Source organism: Clostridium aromativorans, assembly GCF_020908015.1.
GTDB lineage: Bacteria > Bacillota > Clostridia > Clostridiales > Clostridiaceae > Clostridium_B > Clostridium_B aromativorans.
Genome location: NZ_JAJJPB010000010.1, coordinates 27,575 through 50,250, shown reverse-complemented (window position 1 = coordinate 50,250; position 22,676 = coordinate 27,575). Strand labels below are relative to the sequence as shown.

19 protein-coding genes, 1 tRNA gene and 1 riboswitch are annotated in these 22,676 nt (G+C 34.3%); of the genes, 2 read left to right on the top strand and 18 right to left on the bottom strand.

The window, feature by feature from the left end:
• Positions 1-106: 106 nt before the first annotated feature.
• Positions 107-282, bottom strand: a riboswitch (cobalamin riboswitch).
• A gap of 42 nt (positions 283-324) precedes the next feature.
• The 4 genes from LN736_RS09375 to pdxR form a co-directional block, all read right to left on the bottom strand.
• On the bottom strand, positions 325-1,050 hold the full coding sequence (locus LN736_RS09375) for an energy-coupling factor ABC transporter ATP-binding protein (protein ID WP_150357155.1): 726 nt from the start codon (positions 1,048-1,050) through the stop codon (positions 325-327).
• Positions 1,047-1,853, bottom strand: coding sequence for an energy-coupling factor transporter transmembrane component T (locus LN736_RS09370; RefSeq protein WP_150357156.1), 807 nt, complete (start codon positions 1,851-1,853; stop codon positions 1,047-1,049). Before LN736_RS09370 ends, LN736_RS09375 begins: the two co-directional genes overlap by 4 nt.
• A gap of 95 nt (positions 1,854-1,948) precedes the next feature.
• Positions 1,949-2,503, bottom strand: coding sequence for an NUDIX domain-containing protein (locus tag LN736_RS09365; protein WP_150357157.1), 555 nt, complete (start codon positions 2,501-2,503; stop codon positions 1,949-1,951).
• Positions 2,503-3,948: a MocR-like pyridoxine biosynthesis transcription factor PdxR gene (gene pdxR, locus LN736_RS09360; RefSeq protein ID WP_150357158.1), complete on the bottom strand. Its 1,446-nt coding sequence runs from the start codon at positions 3,946-3,948 to the stop codon at positions 2,503-2,505. Before pdxR ends, LN736_RS09365 begins: the two co-directional genes overlap by 1 nt.
• A 200-nt stretch (positions 3,949-4,148) precedes the next feature.
• Here pdxR and LN736_RS09355 point away from each other — a divergent pair, with 200 nt between their 5' ends.
• Positions 4,149-5,045, top strand: coding sequence for a D-alanine--D-alanine ligase (locus LN736_RS09355; protein WP_150357159.1), 897 nt, complete (start codon positions 4,149-4,151; stop codon positions 5,043-5,045).
• Between the two features lie 155 nt (positions 5,046-5,200).
• Here the strand turns inward: LN736_RS09355 and LN736_RS09350 are convergent, their stop codons facing one another.
• From LN736_RS09350 to LN736_RS09290, 14 genes are all read right to left on the bottom strand, one after another.
• Positions 5,201-6,079, bottom strand: coding sequence for a GGDEF domain-containing protein (locus LN736_RS09350; RefSeq protein WP_150357160.1), 879 nt, complete (start codon positions 6,077-6,079; stop codon positions 5,201-5,203).
• The gene (locus LN736_RS09345) at positions 6,076-6,426 is read right to left on the bottom strand and encodes a hypothetical protein (protein ID WP_150357161.1); all 351 of its coding nucleotides are present in this window, start codon (positions 6,424-6,426) and stop codon (positions 6,076-6,078) included. The genes LN736_RS09350 and LN736_RS09345 overlap by 4 nt, the downstream gene beginning before the upstream one ends.
• A gap of 117 nt (positions 6,427-6,543) precedes the next feature.
• Positions 6,544-9,042: an MBL fold metallo-hydrolase gene (locus LN736_RS09340; RefSeq protein WP_229981436.1), complete on the bottom strand. Its 2,499-nt coding sequence runs from the start codon at positions 9,040-9,042 to the stop codon at positions 6,544-6,546.
• Between the two features lie 425 nt (positions 9,043-9,467).
• A complete protein-coding gene (gene oxlT / locus LN736_RS09335; protein ID WP_150357163.1) occupies positions 9,468-10,760 on the bottom strand; it encodes an oxalate/formate MFS antiporter in 1,293 nt (430 codons plus the stop codon).
• 278 nt (positions 10,761-11,038) lie between these two features.
• Positions 11,039-11,983 carry an oxalate oxidoreductase subunit beta gene (locus LN736_RS09330; RefSeq protein ID WP_150357164.1) on the bottom strand — a complete coding sequence of 315 codons (945 nt, stop codon included), beginning with the start codon at positions 11,981-11,983 and terminating at the stop codon, positions 11,039-11,041.
• A gap of 20 nt (positions 11,984-12,003) precedes the next feature.
• Positions 12,004-13,194, bottom strand: a complete 1,191-nt coding sequence (locus LN736_RS09325; RefSeq protein ID WP_229981435.1) for an oxalate oxidoreductase subunit alpha — start codon at positions 13,192-13,194, stop codon at positions 12,004-12,006.
• A gap of 29 nt (positions 13,195-13,223) precedes the next feature.
• Positions 13,224-13,517: a 4Fe-4S dicluster-binding protein gene (locus LN736_RS09320; protein ID WP_150357166.1), complete on the bottom strand. Its 294-nt coding sequence runs from the start codon at positions 13,515-13,517 to the stop codon at positions 13,224-13,226.
• 31 nt (positions 13,518-13,548) lie between these two features.
• On the bottom strand, positions 13,549-14,202 hold the full coding sequence (locus LN736_RS09315) for an oxalate oxidoreductase subunit delta (protein ID WP_150357167.1): 654 nt from the start codon (positions 14,200-14,202) through the stop codon (positions 13,549-13,551).
• A 45-nt stretch (positions 14,203-14,247) separates the two neighbouring features.
• A complete protein-coding gene (locus LN736_RS09310; RefSeq protein WP_229981434.1) occupies positions 14,248-16,368 on the bottom strand; it encodes a CDC48 family AAA ATPase in 2,121 nt (706 codons plus the stop codon).
• 465 nt (positions 16,369-16,833) lie between these two features.
• The gene (locus LN736_RS09305; RefSeq protein WP_150357169.1) at positions 16,834-17,517 is read right to left on the bottom strand and encodes a GntR family transcriptional regulator; all 684 of its coding nucleotides are present in this window, start codon (positions 17,515-17,517) and stop codon (positions 16,834-16,836) included.
• 275 nt (positions 17,518-17,792) lie between these two features.
• Positions 17,793-19,820 (bottom strand): phosphoenolpyruvate synthase, encoded by a 2,028-nt coding sequence (locus LN736_RS09300; RefSeq protein WP_407647134.1) that lies wholly within the window; start codon positions 19,818-19,820, stop codon positions 17,793-17,795.
• Positions 19,780-19,917: a hypothetical protein gene (locus LN736_RS19195; RefSeq protein ID WP_407647133.1), complete on the bottom strand. Its 138-nt coding sequence runs from the start codon at positions 19,915-19,917 to the stop codon at positions 19,780-19,782. Before LN736_RS19195 ends, LN736_RS09300 begins: the two co-directional genes overlap by 41 nt.
• Positions 19,914-20,531: a TetR/AcrR family transcriptional regulator gene (locus tag LN736_RS09295; RefSeq protein WP_150357170.1), complete on the bottom strand. Its 618-nt coding sequence runs from the start codon at positions 20,529-20,531 to the stop codon at positions 19,914-19,916. Before LN736_RS09295 ends, LN736_RS19195 begins: the two co-directional genes overlap by 4 nt.
• A gap of 322 nt (positions 20,532-20,853) precedes the next feature.
• Positions 20,854-20,940: transfer RNA gene (locus LN736_RS09290), tRNA-Leu, on the bottom strand.
• 328 nt (positions 20,941-21,268) lie between these two features.
• Here LN736_RS09290 and LN736_RS09285 point away from each other — a divergent pair.
• On the top strand, positions 21,269-22,669 hold the full coding sequence (locus LN736_RS09285; protein WP_150357171.1) for an amino acid permease: 1,401 nt from the start codon (positions 21,269-21,271) through the stop codon (positions 22,667-22,669).
• Positions 22,670-22,676 lie beyond the last annotated feature (7 nt).

Below are 22,676 nucleotides of genomic sequence, written 5' to 3'. Positions count from 1 at the left end.
TATATATTTAAATAAAAAGCGATGAGTTCTAGAGCTCATCGCTTTTAACATAAAAATTCAGCTTACACTGAAAGATTAAACATACTAAAAGTTCTTTCCCTCCGAAAGCAAAAACAACTACTAGGCAGGTCTCCTGGCTTATGATCCATATTTATTTTGAGCTCTTACTTTTAAAGTTAAAAGTCAAAATTCATAATCAAATACAGTAGCGGGGGCTGTTACGGATTCTAACCGCATTCCCTTTTCACCTATATATAAGGCACCTAGAATCTATTTTATATTATAGTTTTAAGTTTATTATATTCCACTTTCCATGTCAACTGATTACTTGATATTATATTTTATCAAAAAATCATTATCCTCAATTACCTTATTATAAACATCATCTCTTATTATATGATGATCTTCTGAAAATACCAGTACACGTTTAAAAAGCCCCTTTACATATTCAAAATCATGTGTAGAACATATTATGGTCTTTCCTGCCTTATTTAACTCTATAAACAAATTATTTAAAAACTTTTTACCCTTCGGATCTATGCCACTCATAGGCTCGTCTAAAACCAGCACTTCCGGGTTAAGAGCAAGTACAGCAGCTATGGCCACCCTCTTTTTTTCCCCTCCACTTATGTTATATGGCTCTTTGTCTTGTAAATTTTTTACATTCAAGAGTTTTAAACAATCTTCCACTCTTCTTTCTACTTCAGCCTCGTCCATTCCCATTTGTCTTGGGCCAAAGGCCACTTCTTCATATACATTGGAACAGAAAAGCTGCGCATCAGAGTTTTGAAATACAAATCCCATTTTTTTGTGAAACTTTTTAGAAAAACTACTATCCTCCAATTTACTCCTAGATATCTGTATATTATTAAAATAGTAACTTCCACTCATAGGAAATATCATCCCATTCAATAACTTTAAGAAAGTTGACTTTCCACTGCCATTGGCACCTATAAGTGCTATTGAATCTCCCTGTTCTATTTTAACATTTATACTCTTGAGCACCTCTTCATCTTTATATTTAAAAGATACATCCTTAAATTCTATCATCCTAACCTCATCCTAGCTATGTAAAAATACATGCCTATTATAAAAATATTTACTATTGAATATAGGAAATCAACAAACTTAAACTTGAACTTCACATGAGATATATATTCTCCTGTAAATCCTCTACATTCCATGGCATAATACATTTCATCTCCCATTTCCTTGGACTTTAAAAACAAACCTCCCATGAGTTTTGAAATGGAAGAATATTTGTTGCTGTTCTTTCCAACCGATCTCAGTTTAAGAGAATAAAACATATCTAGAGCAAATTCTCCTAAAATGTAAATATATCTCAAGGTTATATCAAATACTAGGATAAAAATATCAGGCACAAAAAACTTTTTCAGTGCTTTTATTATATCATGCCAACTGGTAGTATAGGATAGAGTATTTATGGAAATTATAGTTCCAACTACCTTTAGTATAAGCAAAATGCTGTTTTTTGTATTGCCCATAACCATGGAAGGCATGAGCATTACAGCAGTGAACAGCGGAACAGCTGTACTTAAAATCAGTATTCTCTTTATTTCTTTTATATTCAAAAGGCTTAATAACAACAGAAAATATACATCCATTAAAAATACATAGTGAAAACTTTTGGACAAAGATAAAAATATTATATTTAAAATAGTAAAAGACAATTTCACTATGGGATTTAAATTGTATAAGAGATTATTTTCATTTCTATTATTTCTTTTAATAAGAGATAATAGATGTAATATAGAAAAAATACTTTTGTCTATAAATTTATCTTTATCTTCTGGTGGAATATAATCATCTTTTTTTAAAAGCCAATCTTCCATAAATTACACCTGCAATTTCAAATTATAATATGTCCATGTTAAAAATATATCATAATTGTGATTATATTTCAAACAAACTCCCAATTCAATTTTGATTATATATTCTCCATTCCAAAAAAAGCATACCATGGACCCATGGCCACAGCAATTCCCCTAGCCTGCTCTTTTAAAAAAAATTTTTTTATCTCTTCTTTTTTCAGGGCAATTACTTCTATATCTTCTGCTGCTTCTAAATTCTGTTTTGGTTTCTTATTTTCCTCTAAATTCTCATCTATCTCAACTTTTACTACTCTTACTTTGTCCGTCAACAGTGCTGCATTGGAATACAGAGAAATCCCTACAGATTTTACATTTCCTGTATACCCCGTTTCCTCTTTTAACTCTCTCAATGCATTTTCAGGTAAACTTCCACTTTCCACAAGTCCAGCCGGGAATCCAATAACATAATTATCTATAGTAGGTCTATACTGTTTTATAAGTATATATCTATTGGATGGAACCATTTTACTTATTATTACAACTGTGTTTGTAGTATTGGTTCTCTCTATACTTTCCCACTTCAGCTGTTCATGTTTCTTTCCCTCATAAGTTATTTCCTCCAATTTAATCCAGTTTCCACTGTAAAGCGTTTTATCCGATAATTTTCTCATCATATACCTCCTAACTTTTTAGCTTCTTCTCCAATTATGCTAAAACCTTTTTTTATATCTTCTCTGCTCACCCTTGAAAAACCAAGTCTCAAAGTGTCCTGTCCCTTGTCATCTACATAAAATATATCTCCAGGAGTGAATATAACATTCCTCTCGCAGCATTTTTCTAAAAGTTGCCTGGAATTTATATCCTTTAGTTTTATAAAAATATGCATTCCTCCTTCACCAAGTATTTCCCTATTGGGTATATAATTCTTTGCACATTTCAATGCAAATTCATATTTCTCCCTGTATATTCTTCTAGCTTTTTTGATGTATTTATTAAAATCTCCACTTTGCAAATAGTCATAAAAAATTGCTTGATCCAGAGAAGAAGTATGTATATTTCTTGCCCGCTTGACACTCTCCAAATATCCCGTAAGTACCTTATCTGACAATATCCACCCTATCCTTATTCCTGGAAACAAGACTTTTGAAAAACTTCCTACGTATATGACACTGTTACCCTTCCCTGCAATAGCAGCTATCGGAAGCACATGGGCACCTGAATATCTCAATTCCTCATTAAAACCATCTTCAATTATAGGTATATTATAACCTTTAAGTATATTATACAACTTTGCTCTATTTTCGGGAGACATTACAATGCCTGTAGGATTGTGATAAGAAGGTATAAAATAGGAAATTTTAAATTTTCCTTCCTTTAATTTTTCTTTTAACTCATTTAGATCTACACCTTCTTTACCAATTTGGACCCCTTTTATATTGAGTCCATGTAATTTCATAATCTTAATAGCCGTATTATGAGTGGGGTTTTCACACAATATATTATCTCCCCTGTTTGTAAGACAAGACAGCACCAGATCAAATCCCTCAGTAAAACCATTTGTTATAATTATATCTTTTCCACTTGTATTAACACCTTTGTTCTCCATATACTTGAGAAGATATTCTATGAGAAACTTATAACCCTGAGCATATCCATAGTTCAGTATTTTTTTTCCTTCTATGGACATGCGGTTTAAAAAGGATTTTTTAAATTCCTCTATATTAAAAAGATTTTCATCAGGAGCTATGCTTTTAAAAGATATCATTCCACTTTTCCATTTTGTTTCATGTTTGATTATATCTAATTTTTCCGACAGCCTTCCATATTCATTTATTTCATCTTCCCAATCTATATTCCATTTTCCCTGGGTATTTACCTTTACGTCTGAAACAAAAGTGCCCTTTCCTCTTTTTATATAAACAAAGCCCTCATCCTGTAAAAATTCATAAGCATACATCACCGTATTTCTGCTTATATTTAACATTGAAGCCATTTCTCTGGAAGAGGGAAGTTTTTCATCTGCCCTAAGTAATCCCTTCAATATCATACTTTTAATATAATCTTTTAATTGTATATATACAAATTTATTATCCCTTATTTTCATATCAGAGAACATAATAGATTTCACCTCACCTATATATATTTTACACAATTGTGCATATAAATAAAGGGTAGTGTCCTATATGAAACCACAGCTTAAGCAAAATAGACCAAATGTGGTTCTTTATTTTACAAGGTAAATGTATAAAATAATTATTGAGAACAATAATATCAAAATTCAATAGTAGGTAAAATAATAAATGTGGAGGAATTGATATGAAAATAGGGGTTATAATGGGCGGTATATCTTCAGAAAGGGAAGTTTCATTAAACTCAGGCAAAGAGATAATAAACTATCTGGATAAAAATAAATACGAGGTAAAACCTATCGTTATAGATAAAAAAAGTGATGCTTTTGAAAAAGTAAAAGATATAGATTTTGCATTTATCGCACTTCACGGGAAATTTGGTGAAGACGGAATAATTCAATCTGTATTTGAAACCATGGATATACCATATTCAGGCTGTGGTCCTTTAACAAGCGGAATATGCATGGATAAGGATATAAGCAAAAAAATATTTAAGGCTACAGGAATTAATACTGCAAAATGGTTGTGTATCAATTCAATAGATGAAATAGACTATAAATACTTAGATGATATGGGATATCCTGTAGTTGTAAAGCCCAATTGCGGTGGTTCAAGCGTAGCTACAAGTATAGTAACCGAAAAAAAGCATGTAGAAGATGCCGTAAAGCTAGCTCTTGATTATGACCGGGAAATTATAATCGAAAAATATATAAAAGGTGACGAGGTAACCTGTTGTATATTAAACGGTAAGGTACTTCCACTTATCTCCATAAGACCCAAGGCTAATTTTTTTGATTACACTTCCAAATATGCGGATGGCGGGTCAGAAGAAATAATAGTAGAGCTGGAAAAATCCCTTCAAAATGAAATAGAAAAAATATGCCTCAAATGCTGGAAGGTTTTGAAATGCACCGGTTATGTAAGAGTGGATATGATAGTAAAAGACAATACACCATATGTACTTGAATTAAATACTCTTCCGGGTATGACAAAAAATAGCCTCTTTCCTAAAAGTGCTAATGCTGTAAATATGTCTTTTACACAATTGTTAGACAAAATAATTGAGTATTCTCTTAAAAAATAATAACTTCTAAATCATGCGATTTTCAGGTTCAGGATATATAAGAAGTTCAAAGTTCAAATATCAAAGTCCAATTTTGGTAGATTTCATCTGCCGTCAAAAATTGTCATACTTGATATTTGTTCTTTGAACTTTTACACATCGTGAATTGAATACATTCATCTTTCATTAAAACATATATTGTCTATCCCATCTGCTATAAATAAATGGCTGCTAATATTTTTTGCTCTAGTAGAAGCTAGACTTGCAGCATTAATCAATTTATCTATACAATTTAATATATCAGTTTCTTCATGGAGATTTTTTGCTTTATACTCTGCTATTCCTATAGATACCGAAACTAAAATCTTATCTGGGAAAATACTTTTTTTTATCGATGATATTAGCTGCTCTGCCAATACCTTATTTTCGCTTGAAGAATAGGATGTTAAAATAGCAAACTCATCCCCAGCATATCTGCAGAAGCAGATACTATCAGATACAATAATATTTTTCTTTAAAATAGAGGCCACTGATTTTAATATTTTGTCTCCTTTTATATGCCCATATTTCTTATTTATGAATCCAAAATTATCTAAATCCATAAATATAATTGAAATATTTCTATTTTCCTGAATAAATCTGTAAGCATTGTAAAATATATAATCACTTTTATAAAATTCCGTAAGTAAATCAATATGTTTCCCCAATTCAATTTTTAAAATCATTTTTGTAATAAATCCCACAATAACATTTTTTTCTTCCACCAATATGATTTCTAAATCTTCATTCTTGTTAAATATATCCAATGTTTTCCATATATACGTACTCCCCTTTACACATATATATCTATCCGACATGACATCTGCAATTATCCTATTGGGATGGGCCCTGATCAATTCTCTTTCTGTAACTATGCCAACCAATTCATTAGATTTGTAAACTACAAAACACTCAACATCATTTTCATAAAAACAGTGCTGGATAGAATTCGCCCCTGAGAACATATTGACTTTTAAAAAATTTTTATCTGCTATACTCAAAACATTTTGTATCATAAATCCACGGATTTACTAACATGCAATGTTATACTAACCTGCGCTTTTATAATCATTGTTTCGTCAGCAATTTTACCTCCTTCCTCCATAATGATAGAAATCAACTTATCTTCAGGTATTAAATTTATTAAAGATTTTTTAAGAACAATTGCCTCCACATATTTATGTTCTATTTTAATCACTTCATATTGTTCTGGAGAAAGCATGTCTACCATTCTTCTAGCTGCCTCCGGACCAATAGGAGACCTTTTGCCAATGATCAGAACATCCTGCATTGGAGGTACTTCAAATTCCGAAAAATACATTGATACTTCCGCTGTTTTCGTACCTTTATCTCTATTTTTCATTAACACGTCCCCTTCCTGTAACTTATATATAATATTATCATATTTTGTCTAAATCTTCTATAAATTATTTTATACTTGTCAAATCTGTATATAACAAGTCATATTTTATACTTTCATTTACCATTTTAATACACAGCCTGTTTTATGTTCAAACTCATTCTTTATATCCTTTAATTTTTCCTTATTGTTTTCTAAACATCCTTCTTTAATTTTCAATTCTACACTCAAATCAAAACTATTAAAAGCCGGATTCTTTCTCAATTCTATGCTTTCTCTTTTGCAAAGTACTACCGCCATTTCTATTATTTTATTCTGATTTGCACTTTCTGAAATACTTATATCCCAACCTGTACTATCTGCTATTTTTTTAATACTTCTTTTATATTTTTTCCCTATTACAGGACTAATAAAAGACAGCTCTATATATTTTTTATTCAAGCAGGATTTCACACTTTTCTTATAGGGTTTGAATTCCTCACTGTGAAAAAACTCGTCAATGAATTGTAAAGCTTTGTTTTGTTCCATAGTATCACATTCATTATCAGCTTTTACAGCTATAATATCTGTATTCTTTGTGGCTAAATCCCCCGTTGATTTAATCAAAATATCCATTCCTGTAATATTCTTAAATTTTCTCTCTTTGCTTTCTTCTATATCGACTGGTGAATTTAAGTTTACTAGAACTTCATTTTTTTCCAGCCTATAGGATATCTTATTTATATTTTCCTTCTGAAAAAATTCTTTTATTATTTCTGAAACCGCATTTATATTCACCCTATTACTTATTTTAACTTCCCATCCCCATTCCTCTTGAAATTCTTTCATCACATCATATATATCTCCGTTTACCACAGCTGGAAAATCAAAGCTTAAAATAATTTTTTTCTCATCATATATATAGCTGGCTTTTTTAAAATTAAATTTGCCAAAATGTTCATATATGATCTCCCTCAATTCATTTGGTTTGAGCTCTTTCTTATCTAGAATTTTTCGTACCTTTTCCTCCTCCTGACAGCCAAACAAGAACAACCTTTTGCTGTCGCTCTCAAAATACGGAGAATTAATTATGATTTTCTGAAAATGCTCAAAAGAATTTTTCAATTTATTACGGCCTCTCCATATATAGAAGAGTTCTTCCAGCGTAAACAGCTTTTTCCCATAATTGTCATATACAAATTCCCATAGCTTTCTCACATTGCCTTCATCCAATTCTTCATAGGAATTCATGATTTTGCCTATGTATCTTTCCCGCTGTTTTCGAGGTCTGTGTACATATATTTCATAACTTTCCCCACATTTAGGAGCATATATTTCTCCAGTCACTTCCGAAAAAAGTTCTCTTGAAAAACTCTCAACTACTTTTTGGTCCCCATGAACAATAAATATACTTCTTGGATTTAAAAGATGAATTAAAGACTTTATTTCAAATTTATCACTGTGAGCTGAAAGGCCTATTTTTTCAACTTTACACTTTACTTCAATGGTTTTTTCATTTATGCATAATTTTTTATCCTCTTCATCTTTCAAAAGATCCAGCAGTTTTCTCCCTGGTGATTCTTCATCCTGGTAGCCGGTTATAACTATATATCCCTTTTCCATAGCAGCTATTTTTTCCGCATAGTACTGGCTATAGCCCCCGGTAAGCATGCCTGAGCTTGATATTATCACACAAGGTTCTTCGCTTTCCAATATATTTTCCCTGGTTTCATTATCCTTTACTGCAATTATGTTGTCATCATAAAATGGCTCAATCCCTTTCAATATCTTTTTACCCAGAGAATTTTTAAGATACAGAGGGTTTAATTTATAAGCTCTGTTTATATCTCTTATCATTCCATCCACATAGACTTTAATATTTTTTAATACTTTTTTATTCATCGCCTTTTTTACAATGAGAATTACCTCCTGCGCCCTTCCAAGAGCAAAGGCCGGGATCAGCATTTTACCCTTTTCCCTGATGCACTCATCTATTATACCAACAAGTTTTTCTTCCTCTACCTGTCTGTTTGAATGAAGTCTGTCACCATAAGTGGATTCGAAAATCGCCACATCTGGTCTTAATTTGGGCAGTTTCAACCCTTCCACAGTTTTCTGAGAAAACAGAGAAAAATCACCTGAGTAAAAAAATGAACCTTCTGGAGTTGTAATATAGACACAGCTGGCTCCAGCTATATGCCCTGCCATATAGAAAGTAAGAACTATATTGTCGAATACAGTAAATTTAACCATATAATTTATGGGAAATACACGATTCAGCATGCTTATGACATCCTTTTCCGCATACAGGGGAATTTCTCCTTCTCTGTGGTTCATAATTTTTAGACTGTCATAGAGCAGCACTCTCATCAAATCCTTGGTCATCCTGGTAGTATATATCCTGGCTTCTGGGTATTCCCTGCTTATAATTGGAAGGGAGCCTATATGATCCATGTGGGCATGGCTTATTACTATGGCATCTACGCCCCCCTTATCCTGAATCAACTTAAAATCAGGAAGGGCATCTTTGGAAGAACTTTGCCTTATGCCGCAGTCCAGTAATATATTTTTATTATATATTGTCAGCAGTATACAGCTTCCTCCAACTTCACGGGCTCCTCCCAAAAATGAAATATCCATATTGTCTAATTCTCCCTTCTTATATATAAGTAGTTTATGTAAGTATACTTTACATGAAAATATCTTCTTATACAATTATAATACACTACATTAAAAATAAGGTATAACTTAAAATAAAAGTTACACCTTATTTTACAACTATGGACTTACATCAGGCAAAGAAAGAATAAAAAACCATTTCCAATAGAATTTCCAAAATTTCCACAATATAGTTGTTGCAACAATATAAGCCCTTTCTCCTATCCTATAATTATACTTATTTAGCTTAATAAACCAAACTTTTAGAACAGCTTACAGTATATTCTTTATATGAATTGGTATTTGGTATACCAAATACTATTGAAATGATTTCGAGCTTATGGTATACTGTAAGTGTAGTGTAAGAGGTAGAAATGAAATGGCTTTAAAAATATTTTAGGTAAATATTAATCAGTAGCTTTAGTAACTTCTTCCTTACTTACCACAGGCTGTTTTTTCACTGGTTTTGGTATGCGAGGCAAAACCAGTGACATTATACAGGCATATAAGGAAAGTATTGCAGCACATGAAAATACTACGTTCCATCCATAAGAACTAGCGAGGTATGCTCCTAGACCTCCACCTAAAATAGAGGCTATTCCTTTTCCACTATAGAGAAATCCATAGTTGGTAGCAGCATAAGTGGAACCGAATACATCTGCGTTAGTCGGTGGAAACAACGAAAAGAGCTGTCCCCATGTAAACATTATACACATCATACAAATTACATAGAGAATACCATTACCACCTATGACAGGTAAAATAAACAAGAATATTGCATTTAAACCGAAAGATATGAACATGGTCCTAGGACGACCTAACCTATCTGAAATCCATCCCCAAAAAACTCTTCCTATTCCATTCGCCAGGCTGTTTAACATGACTGCCAGCACAATAATTGAGGAAGCTATTCCCATTTCCTTTCCAAAAGGTTTAGTATTAGCTGTGATAATGAGTCCACCTACACTAATAGAAAAGAACATGGACCATATAAGCCAGAAATTCGGAGTTTTCAGCATCTGTGTAGGGCTGAATCCAATTTGGGATTGATCTAACTTGGCAATTTTCTCTTTTTTACTAGGCATTTTAGAACCAACAGGATAACGCAAAATCAAAGCTACAATTATGATTACAATGCCCTGTAAAACTCCAGTGACCAGAAAAGCTTGTGCAACACCGCTGTTTTGCAATAATTTATCAATTACCGGCACAAAAGGCATTGAGCCAAGACCAAAAGCACCTGCTATTATACCGGAAGCCATACCCCTTCGATCTGGGAACCAACGAATTGCCACGCTAACACAACCACCATAGATAATTGCTGCACCAACTCCTGCCATAGCATAGGCAAAATACAGACCACTTACAGAATTTACTTGTCCCATCATACTCCAGCCCACTCCAATAAATAGGCCTGCAAGGATAAACATCAGTTTTGAGCCAAATCTGTCAAGCAGATATCCTCCTGCCGGCTGAACAAAGGTTTCAAACATAATAAACAGAGTAAAAGCATACTGAATGACAGCTAGAGATGACTTTAATTGTGCAACTAATGGAGTGGTAAATAAAGTCCAGGCATACTGCAGATTGGCAATCATTATCATGGCAATGACAGCAGCTATAAGTTGAACCCAACGGTTCCCGAGGATTGATCCATATGCATTGATATTTTTAACTCTCATCTCATCAACATTAGTCATGCATTATTCCTCCTTAAATTAATATTTAATTTTCAAAGATCTCACTCAAATTAATGAGTCAGTTGACAATATCTACCTTTTTATCACCTTACTCTCTTTCAATTAGAACCCCGGAGTCAATAAATCAATCCGGGGATAAGTTTTCACCTAAAGAATAACGTAAAATACTGTTAATAAGGTCCAGATGGAGAAAATTCCTTATTAGCAAATTACACCTGAATCTAAGAACCACTTGATTACAGATATTGCTACTACTAATATATTTTAATTAAAATTTATTATTCTACTACTGGAGGCACACGGTATTCTATTCCGACCTCTTTCATACGTTGATTTGCAAATTTCTGAAGTTTCTCAATATGTTCAGGCTTAAGATGGTTAAATCGTCCTTGATACTTTATATATTCACTGACTGGTTTCAACTTAGCAGGTTTATAAGTCAACTTATACTTTCCATCTACAAGTTCATACAACTGTATCATACCTGTTTGAACTGCCAATTTAGCAATTTCAACTGTTTTTTCTGCCGGGAAGCTCCATCCTTTTGGACATGGTGCATGAATATAGAGAAAAGCTGGTCCCTCCGCATTGCAAGCTTTACGCACTTTATTCATCAAATCCAGAGGATAACCCACCGATGCAGTTCCCAGATATTTTAATTCAGGATGGCCATGAGCCATGATCTTAGTAATATCCTTTGGCATAAGTTTTCTACCTTCTGGAACTACAGGACCAGCTGGAGTAAAAGTAGTCCATGCTCCATAAGGTGTAGTTGGAGAGGCTTGAATTCCCGTGTTGGCATAGGATTCATTATCATAGCAAATAAATACTATATTATGTCCGCGGTAAAAGGCAGCAGATAGTGACTGTATTCCAATATCAGAAGTACCGCCGTCACCGGCCATTACAATGATATTAGGGTATTCTGCATCGGTTTTATGTTTACGTATCATAGCTTTAAATGCTGCTGATATTCCAGAGGCAACCCCTCCACCATTGGTAATTTGCGCATGTATCCATGGAACAGCCCAAGGTCCGCATCCATAACTTGTGTTTGCGACATACATACAACCTGTAGGTCCGATAAAAATCGTATTCTTGCCTGCTGCTTTGGCAACTAATCTATACTGCAGTGCAGGCCCACATCCAGCACAAGTACGATGACCTGGAACATAATATTCTTCTTTTGGTGCTTCCTTAATAGATTTAATTTCTTCTAACACTTGACTTCCTCCTTTCATATTTACAATTCAAACGGTGACCAATAACTCTGTTTTTCATTTTTCCCGGTTTTGGCTACATTTTTCATAATATTAAACATTTTATAAAACTCATCCTGAGTAATCATGGAACCTCCAAGTCCTGCTACAAATCCAATGGTTTCCACTTTCCTATCGTCATTATATAGAGCTGCCCTGACTTCGGTAAGAAGAACACCTGCTCCACAGGATATTCCGAAATTAACCGAGTTATCTACCACACCTACCACTTTAAATTTGCTCAAGGTTTCACGTACCTGTTTAGTTGGGAAAGGACGCAGTGTACGCAGCCTAACTACGCCAACTTTTTCACCCAGATTTCTCAAATGCTTTGCCACATTCTTAGCTGTTTCGGCATGTCCTCCCTGGATGAAAATAACCGATTCAGCATCATCAGTCATATATTTCTCAAGCCAAGGATCATATTTACGTCCAAATATATCCGCAAATTCCTCATGAACTTCTTCAAATACTTTATACACCCCTTCTACGGCCATATGTCTCTGATATTGAGTCCCAGGTCCCATTTCAGGTTCCATCTGCGGTCCTATAATTACAGGATTTTTTGTATCCAGCACGTGACGGTTTTTATAAGGCGGTAAAAATGCATCCACCTGCTCTTGAGATGGTACATCTACTTCACCAAGAATATGGGATACAAAGTATCCATCCTGACAGGCATACTGCGGTAAAAGAACACGTGGATCCTCACCAATGCGATAATACATAAGGCTTAAATCCAGTGCTTCCTGAGGTGTAGAAGCCCATCCCTGAATCCACCCTTGATCACGACAGCATAGAGCATCTGTATGCTCTGAACCAAAATCACCTGGCGGATCTAAAGTACGATCTGCAATTGCCATCTGAAGTGGAAGCCTTTCTCCTGAAATCGGTGAATACACCTCCATAGCATAGGTTACACCTACTCCTGAGCTGCCTGTAAAAGCCCTGGCCCCAGCAGCGGAAGCTCCATAAACAACACTCAACTGCCCATGTTCTCCTTCACCTAGAACAAATTCAGCATCTAATTCTCCATCTGCCACCATCCTTGCCAGCTCTGACATAATTCCGGTATATGGGCGGATTGGATATGAACATATAACATCCACATTAGCCAATTTAATTGCATTAGCTGTCGCCACACACCCTGACATTCTTTTTATATTGCTTTTCATTTTTCAATTCACCTCCTGTTAATATAAACTCAATCTTTAAAATCCAGTTCGGGTACTAAAGTAATTGCTCCTACTGGACATACTTCAGCACAAATTCCACAACCTTTACAATATTTTAAATTAAAGGTAATAGGGCTATCTTTAGTCATGAGATTCACACAAGAATCAGGGCAACTAATCCAGCAAGTTTGACACTCCACACATTTTTCAGAATCTAATATTGGCCTTCTAGTACGCCAATTACCAGTAATCATACCTTCATTTTCTTTCTGGGGAGAAGGTACAGTTCCTGCAAAGGGAATCTTTTCATACGGTACAGCCATTTTACAGCACCTCCTTAATATTTTTTAACTATTACACAGAAGCTTTCGGTATAGTATCTACATCTACAACAATTGATTGTTCATAAGCTTTTTTAGCAGCATCTTTATTGGCGACAATTTGAAGCAAATTATCGAATTTCACAATTTCTGTGCCTTTAACAACAGCAGCAGCCAGTACAGCACCAATACCTTTTCCTATTCCCGATGCATCTGTAGCACCTTCAGCACCTGAAAGAGTAATAATAGATTTTGAAAGGCTATTTGCATCCACTGTAACAATTTTTGAAAGGTTTTCTGTATTCTTTTTAATGAATCCAAATAGATATTCCGGAGAACGCCTTGTATTTACTACTAGCACTGCCCCCGGCTTTATTCCAGACAAAATATCCACACCTTTTACAAGAGTTTCTTCTGTAAGAACCACAATGTCAGGAGCTTCATTTTCATAAACATATCTTGACTCTATTTCCTGAGTACCAATTTTTCCATATGCCCTTACCGGAACATAAATACGGTCGGGAAGATCAACATAGTTCTCCCATGCTTGAACATATTTTCCCTCTAACGCAGCTGCTTCTGTTAAAGAAACTACTACATCACGAGCTTCTTTATTTTCATATACTCCTCTACCCCAAACTGTGATCTGTTTCAACCCTGGCTCATCAAATAAATTTTGACTTGACACCTTGTTCCACCTTCCTTTCTTTAATGGTTAATATTGCGAGAAATTTCAACGCTGAGACTTTGTTCTAATCACCTCCCCAAATTTCTTTTGATTATTTATTTCATCAATGGATTGATTAAAGATATCTTGACTTATCTTCATTTTCAAACCATTTTTTATGGACAACATAAGCGTCATGAATGAAGCCTTATGGCACAATGTAGCTAATTCCGCACCACTCATTCCCCTGGTTTTCTCGGCTAGCTTCCTAAAATCTACATCTTCGGAAACAGGCAGCCCTTTAGAATGTATTTTTAAAATTGACTCTCTTTCATCAATTTCTGGCAGAGATAACTTCAGTATGTATTCAAACCGTCCTTCTCTAAGTAAAACAGAATCAATTAAATCTATTCTATTAGTCGCAGCTAACACCGTAACTCCTTGAACTTTTTCTAAGCCATCAAATTCCAGTATAAGCTGACTTATCAGCCTGTCTCTTAAATTGTTTGTACCTGAAGAGCGGGAACGGACAATGCCATCCAACTCATCGAAAAACAAAATACAAGGTGCAGTCTGTTTAGCCTTTACAAATACATCATGTAAGGTCTTTTCTGATTCTCCCATCCAGTGGGAGATTAATGTAAGGCCATTTATACTTATAAAGTTTATTTTAGCGGAGCTTCCAACTGCATTTGCCAATAAAGTTTTACCTGTGCCTGAAGGACCTGTTAATAAAATGCCCTTAGGCGGCGTAAACTCATACTCTTTACACAGATCAGGATCATGAAGCGGAAGTTCCACTAAAGTTTGTAAAACTTTTTTAGTCCTATCTAACCCCCCTATATCATTCCATTTTACATCTGGAATTTCTGAGTAATATTCCCGGGTAGAGGAAGGTTCTATTTCTCTCAGTGCATCAGTAAAATTATCCATTGAAACCTTAAAAGGAGGAATATTATTGTCATCTGTAATTTTTGACAAAACTTTTCTAAGTGCTATCATTCCTGCTTCTTTACACAGTGCTGAAAGATCTGAACCAACAAATCCATAAGTAATTTTGGCCAGCTTATCCAATTTCACATTTTTATCAAGAGGCATACATCTCGTATGAATCTGCAGTATTTTAAGCCTGCCTTCTCTATTAGGGGGCATAATTGCAATTTCTCTATCAAATCTTCCAGCACGTCTAAGTGCAGGATCCAAAGAATCGGGTATATTTGTGGCACCGATTACAATAACTTGACCTCGATTTTCCAAACCATCCATGAGCGCAAGGAGTTGAGCTACCACTCTTTTTTCAACTTCACCATGAACATCTTCTCTCTTGGGTGCAATAGAATCCAACTCATCTAAAAAAATTATACTTGGAGCCCGGCTCTTTGCTTCTTTAAAGATTTCTCTTAATTTTGCTTCGCTTTCCCCATAAAACTTGTTCATTATTTCCGGTCCGTTTACATGGACAAAATAGACCTTTGTCTCAGAAGCAACCGCTCTGGCAATTAAAGTCTTTCCTGTACCTGGGGGGCCATAGAGTAGTATACCTTTAGGTGGCTCAACACCTAATCTTTTAAAGACATTAGGGTACTTTAAAGGTAATTCCACAATTTCTCTTATTTTTTGAACCTGCTCATCTAATCCACCTATATCTTCATATGTAATTCTCGATCCATTAATGCCAAGCTCAGGTTGTACAAAAATAATATCAGTTTCTTTATTAATTTTAACTACTCCCGACGGTGCTGTTCCACTTACAAGAAAACTGCACTCATTGCTGCCAAAGAGAGTTAAAGACAATTCATCCTCACAGAGCATCGGCATTCCTTTCAACATATTCTTTATCTCAATTTCATCTTTTTGTGTCCAATCATAGAAATTTTCAAGCGGGGAAAGCACTACCTTACGCGCTATTTTAACTTCAGTTTTACTTACCGTCACTTCACTGTTTATTCCCACACCAGCATTATGTCTAACTATTCCATCCATTTGGATCAATGGCTGGCCGTAAATATCATTAAAAGATGGATAAACTTTTGCTGCAGTAATCCTTTTACCCTCTATACTTATAGCATCTCCCGTATCTACTCCTAGTTGCTCCATATCCTCTCGATTCATTCTAACAATGCCCTTACGGGAATCTTCTACCAATCCCTCTTTAACTTTTAATTTAATAGAATCAAACTCAGTCATTTTCTTAACCTCCCAGTAACTTTGAGCAACTGCCAATCGAATTTAGACAAAATTTTTAATATATGGTATACGGTATACCATTTTACGATAAAATATATATTTTTAATGCTTCATTATTCCTTTACTCTATAACTTTTTTTATTTTTGACAAATTAACTTAATATTCAATAGTAGCGATTTAATTTGTGTTAAAATGGTATACCGTATACCATTTTAACACAATAAACCTTTCATCTTATTATAAATTTACCTGATTAATTACCATAATTTATATCAACACTTAATCCTTATTTCCTACCATTATATTCTACAACTAATTTTTCCAACTTTATTATAGCACCCTTAAATAATAAATTCAATAAATTTTCAGAAAATTTATTATTTAACAAACTCTTTTTTATCAATTAAAATCGCCAATCCCCGTAACTTACTTCTAAACATATTCACTGCATATAAATGACATCATTAACTATTCTTATTTGAATAAGCCATTTTAAGAAATATCTGGCCAGATTTCTCTACATGCTTTTTCATGGCTTCATAAGAAGCAGAACTATCATGTTTTTGTAAAGCATTAACTATTGCTCTATGCTCTAATATAACTTCTTGGATTCTACCAGGCTTAGTATAGGTCAAATGGGTGAATTTATTAACATATTCACAGAGTGTATTTATAAAATAATATAAATGTGGGCTATCTGCTGCTTTCCATATACATTCATGAAACCTTTTATTCAGCATGCTTAACTTTCCGTTATTTTCCTTTTCACATTCATCTGATATTTGATTAACAATTGAATTCAAATAGTCCAATTCTTCATCATTGATTTTTCCAGCCGCAATGCTGCAGCTCAATGCCTCTAATGTAGTTCTAATAAGTTGAATTTCCTCGATATCATCCTTGCTAAATCCAGAAACTACTACACCTTTACGTGGAATATATGTTACTAACCTTTCATATTGGAGTTGACGGATTGCCTCACGTACTGGAGTCCTGCTTATCTTCAACTGTTCTGCAATACTGCGCTCCACTAATCGTTGGCCTGGCTCTAATTTTCCATCCAGTATGGCATTACGTAAAATAGAAAATACCGAATCTCGAATATATCCCCTATTATCAAATCTTATGGGTGAAAATTGATATTCCACTTGCATTACCCCCTTAAATCTTTTTTAATATAATTCTCATATCCCATAATTAATTATAATTCCCATGGTATACTAAATGCAAGTGGAATATAATTATACTATCTTTATCTTTAAATACATTTTATTTAATTCACAGTTCACAATGCACCATTCCAAAAAAATTATGCATAAATAATTAATGCAGCCGAAAAAGTTACTATATAAAATACCTATGATATCAAAACGGAAATTATTCTCATTAAAATTCATCTCCAAATAATTTATTATGCACCCCATTACAAAATTTCCACATATCCTTCTTCCCCATTCAGCCTTATTCTCTGTCCATCTTTGATCAATTTCGTAGCATTTTCAACACCTACCACTGCAGGCAGACCATATTCCCTTGCAACAACAGCTCCATGTGTCATCATTCCACCTACTTCAGTAATCAAACCTTTGATGGATACAAACAGCGGAGTCCAACTGGGATCAGTAAATTTTGTAACTAGTATATCGCCTTCCTCTATATCCGCATCCTCCATTCTTAAAATAACACGTGCCCGGCCTTCAACGCTTCCAGATGAAACAGGTACTCCCGCCATAGCACCTTTAGGTATTTTATCCCTATTATATTGCCCTGTTATGATCTCACCTTCGGAGGTTATAACACGTGGAGGCGTAAGTTTTTGAAAAGTCTTATAATCTTTTTTTCTCTTACTTATGATATTGTAATCTATTTCATGTGCCTCAACAACTTTTCTAAATTCCTCAAAAGTCAAATAATATATATCTTCTCTTTCCTGTATTATACCCTTATGGACTAAAGCATCTGCTTCTTTCATAAATGTCTGTTTAATAATCCAGTCATACCACACCAAAACATACTTGTTAAACTCACGATAACCGGCATAATTGCGCAGGACGCTAACTGCCTTTTTGAACTTCCTTGCTTTTCCCTTTCCACCGTGCAATCTTTCAAGACGGTTTATAATTTCATGTTTTTTTTGTTTTGCCTCTATCAAGTTCTGTTCAAATTTCATACTGTGGGCACCTGGTCCAAAAGCTTTGATATTGCTGAGAATAGCAGGGTTGTTTGCTCTGTAATCTTTTATAGTAAATAGTATCCATTTCAGCCACATTGATTTTGAAGCCATAGCTGTCTTCTTCCTATACAGAGTCTTGATAAAATTCTTTCGCTTTACAAGATCAGCAAGAGCATTCTTCATTAAGACATCTACCGCATCCATTCCTTTGAAAAAAGACATCCTGATAAATGGCGAGGAAAGTTCACGGGATACATCAATATAAAGCCTTCCGCCCATTTCATTCATGGGAGTGCCAACCATCTGCTTGAATAAAGTTTGAAAAAGAGATATTCCTAGTGGCCGCATGGCTTCAGTCATCATCTGTCTGTGCCCAAATGAAATATATACATGATTTTTTCCATCCACAGCCTCTGATGGTACAGGATACAATGTAGTTATAGGCCTACTTTGAACAATATAAAATTTACCTTCACAAAGGCACCATTCTATATCCTGTGGACATCCAAAATAATTCTCAATCTTTCTGCCTATATTTGTCAGTTGTAAAATTTGCTCATCCCGAAGGGTCTGTATATTTTGCTTTGCAGTATCAATGTCCTTCCCTTTTGTACCACCATTTTGCAGTGCCGAAACAGCGAGTTTTTTGATAGATATCTTTTTATACAGTATTTTTCCTTCTCTCACTTTATAGATATCTGGATTAACCAGACCTGATACAAGAGCTTCACCAAGGCCAAAACTTGCATCAATAGATGTTACCTTTCTGTTGAAAGTTACAGGATCTGCAGTAAACATTATCCCTGAGGCCTGGGAGAAAACCATTTTTTGTATTACTACAGAGAGATACACCTTTCGATGATCAAAATTATTTTGTATACGATAAATTACCGCTCTGTCCGTATAAAGTGACGCCCAGCACTTTTTTACATATTTCAATATATTATTCATTCCCTTAATATTGAGATAGATATCCTGCTGACCAGCAAAAGAAGCTAGAGGCAAATCTTCTGCCGTAGCACTTGAACGCACTGCATATGCATTTTTCTCGCCAAGCTTTGAAATGTAATGCAAGACTTCTTCTATAATCTCCATCGGGATAGGTATCTGTTCTATAATCTCCCGAACCTTTTTACTGAATTCACTGATTTTTCTTTTGTCAATTATCTTTAAAAAAGATAATTGATCATTTACGCTATTAAATTCAGAATTGTCACAGACAATTTTTTTATAGACTTCAGTAGTTATACAAAAACCTTCTGGAACACATAATATCATTGATTTTAGACAGTTTTCCTAAATTAGCACCTTTACCGCCCACTAAAGGTAGATCTGATTTATCAATGTTGCTGAAATCCAACACATAGGGATTCATACATATTCCTCCTTATAAAGATTGTCTCTGAGTAAATCAATACATTCTTCAAATTCCTTAAAAAAAGCTTCATAATTTATTGCTGTCCTATTTGACAATTGATTCATATATCCATCAGTAAGCCAAAGAAGTATCTTTATAACAAGCTTTGGATCAACATTCTCCTTAAATTTTGAAAAATCTACACCATCAAAAGCAATTTTGTTCCTAAAATCTACACCTTTTGCTAGAATAATGGTTTTTATATCACCTTTTACTTCCCCGTCATTTTCAAAATACATGCTTGTTAAAAAGGATGGAATTGCAGGGTGTTTCCTCATAACAGAAATTTCAATATTAGATGAAAGCTTAATTCTGTCAAAGAAATCAGTAACCTTATAATTAAATTTTTCATCAACTTCTTTCATAATAATATTGTCGCATAGCTCAATTAAATAAAAATACAAAGCTTTTTTTGTACCAAAGTAATGAAACACCATGGATTTTGAAATTCCTGCTGCAGCAGCAATGTCCCCTATGGAAGTTTTCTTATAGCCATTTTTACCAAAGGATTTAAGTGCTACATCTATGATTTTATTTTGCTTCTCTACAGGCAAATTAAAAAATTTTTTCAAAAAGCTCACCTCTCAAAATTCATCCAAATGCTACTATTGCTAATATTGTTGACTTTTTAAAGAGAGATAAACACTGCTACGCGCCTGGATGAGGTAATTCTAAGGCTTGCAGTGATTTACCTATGAGAAAATTTTTTTTTAAGAACCTTAGAATCATTATATAAACCGAATCGGTTTATATAATATTATATTCTCATGAACCGACCAGGTCAACATTATTTTAAAGAAATCACATTGATCTTTTGATCTGTTCTATTTTTTAAGAATAGAACAAAAAGAACACTTTGGAAAATTCCAAAGTGTTCTTTTTGTTCTACATCTATGGTGCCGGAGGCGGGAGTCGAACCCGCATGATATCACTATCGACGGATTTTGAGTCCGTTGCGTCTGCCAATTCCACCACTTCGGCAAGTGACAAAAGTATAATATCACAAATATCACCTGTGGTCAAGAGGCAGTATAAAAGCAAATTTATAATAATATTCATATTGTGAAACAGTATATGACTTTTATCTTACTATTTTTATATTTTTTAAATAACATTATTTAAATCTAAAATAATTGTAAATTCAATGAAAATTTTAAATACTAGTTGTTATGTAAATGAAAATATGCTATTATTTAGTTGAGAATATTCTAAATAATGTATGATAGCCATAGAAGGTGATAAATTTTTAAATTAAATAATTTTAAAGTAATTATCCTAAGGTTTATTTAACCAACTAAGGAGGAACACAATGAGTAAACAAGATGCATTAAATGAGAATCTCGAGCGTGGCTTAGAAGAACGTCATATTCAATTGATAGCCCTGGGAGGAGCAATTGGCGTAGGGCTATTTTTAGGTTCTGCTACTGCTATTCAAACAGCTGGGCCAGCAATTCTATTGGTTTACATTATAGCTGGACTAGCTATGTTTGTCATAATGAGAGCTCTAGGTGAGTTGGCGACTTCCTATCCTGTTTCCGGATCCTTTAGCGCCTATGCCAATGAATTCATAAGTCCATTGGCAGGATATATGACTGGATGGACTTATTGGTTTATGTGGGTGGTAACCTGTATGGCTGAAATTACAGCTGTAGGCGTATACGTTAAATTCTGGATTCCAACTATGCCTCAGTGGATACCTGCACTGGCAGCACTTATTATAATGACATGCGTAAATCTAATTGCAGTAAAAGCCTACGGTGAATTTGAATTCTGGTTTGCAATTATCAAAGTAGTTACAATTATTGCAATAATAGTACTAGGGTTGCTCATGATTATATTTGGTTTCGGTAATGGTGGAAAACCTATCGGAATTTCAAATCTATGGACACATGGAGGATTTTTCCCTAAAGGTGGATGGGGACCTATGCTTGCAGTAACAATGGTTATGTTTGCTTATCTGGGCACAGAGCTCATAGGCGTTACAGCAGGTGAAGCAAAGAATCCTGAGAAAACGATACCGTCAGCTATCAACAAAGTACTTTGGAGAATACTTATATTTTATGTAGGTGCACTTTTTGTAATAATGTCACTCTATCCATGGAATACCCTTGGTACAACTGGAAGTCCTTTCGTCTTAACATTTAGCAAATTGGGTGTATCTGCAGCAGCAGGTATTATAAACTTTGTAGTATTGACTGCAGCTTTATCTTCCTGTAACAGCGGCATTTTCAGTACTGGACGTATGCTGTACAATCTTTCCCTGCAGGGAACAGCACCAAAAAAGTTTAGTAAGCTTGGTAAAACCCATGTTCCAGCTACTGGCATTTTGATTTCTGCATTTTTTATGTTAATTGGAGTTGTTCTTAATTTTCTGGTACCTGGAAAGGTATTTACTTACATTACAAGTGTAGCTACACTTGGTGCAATTTGGACTTGGGGCATTATACTGATAGCACAGATGAAGTTTAGAAAAAGACTTACTCCGGAAGAAATAAAAAAGTTGCATTTTCCAATGTTTGGATATCCTTATCTTAACTGGATTGTACTGGCATTTTTAGCTTTCGTCATCGTAATGCTAGCTTTTAGCCCAGATACTAGGATTGCTCTTATTGTAGGATGTTTCTGGTTCTTACTTATACTAGCTTTCTATTTTATACTTGGCTTAAATAAAAAGACCTCTAATCCTACAAAATCTGAACCAGAAGAATAAAATTTAA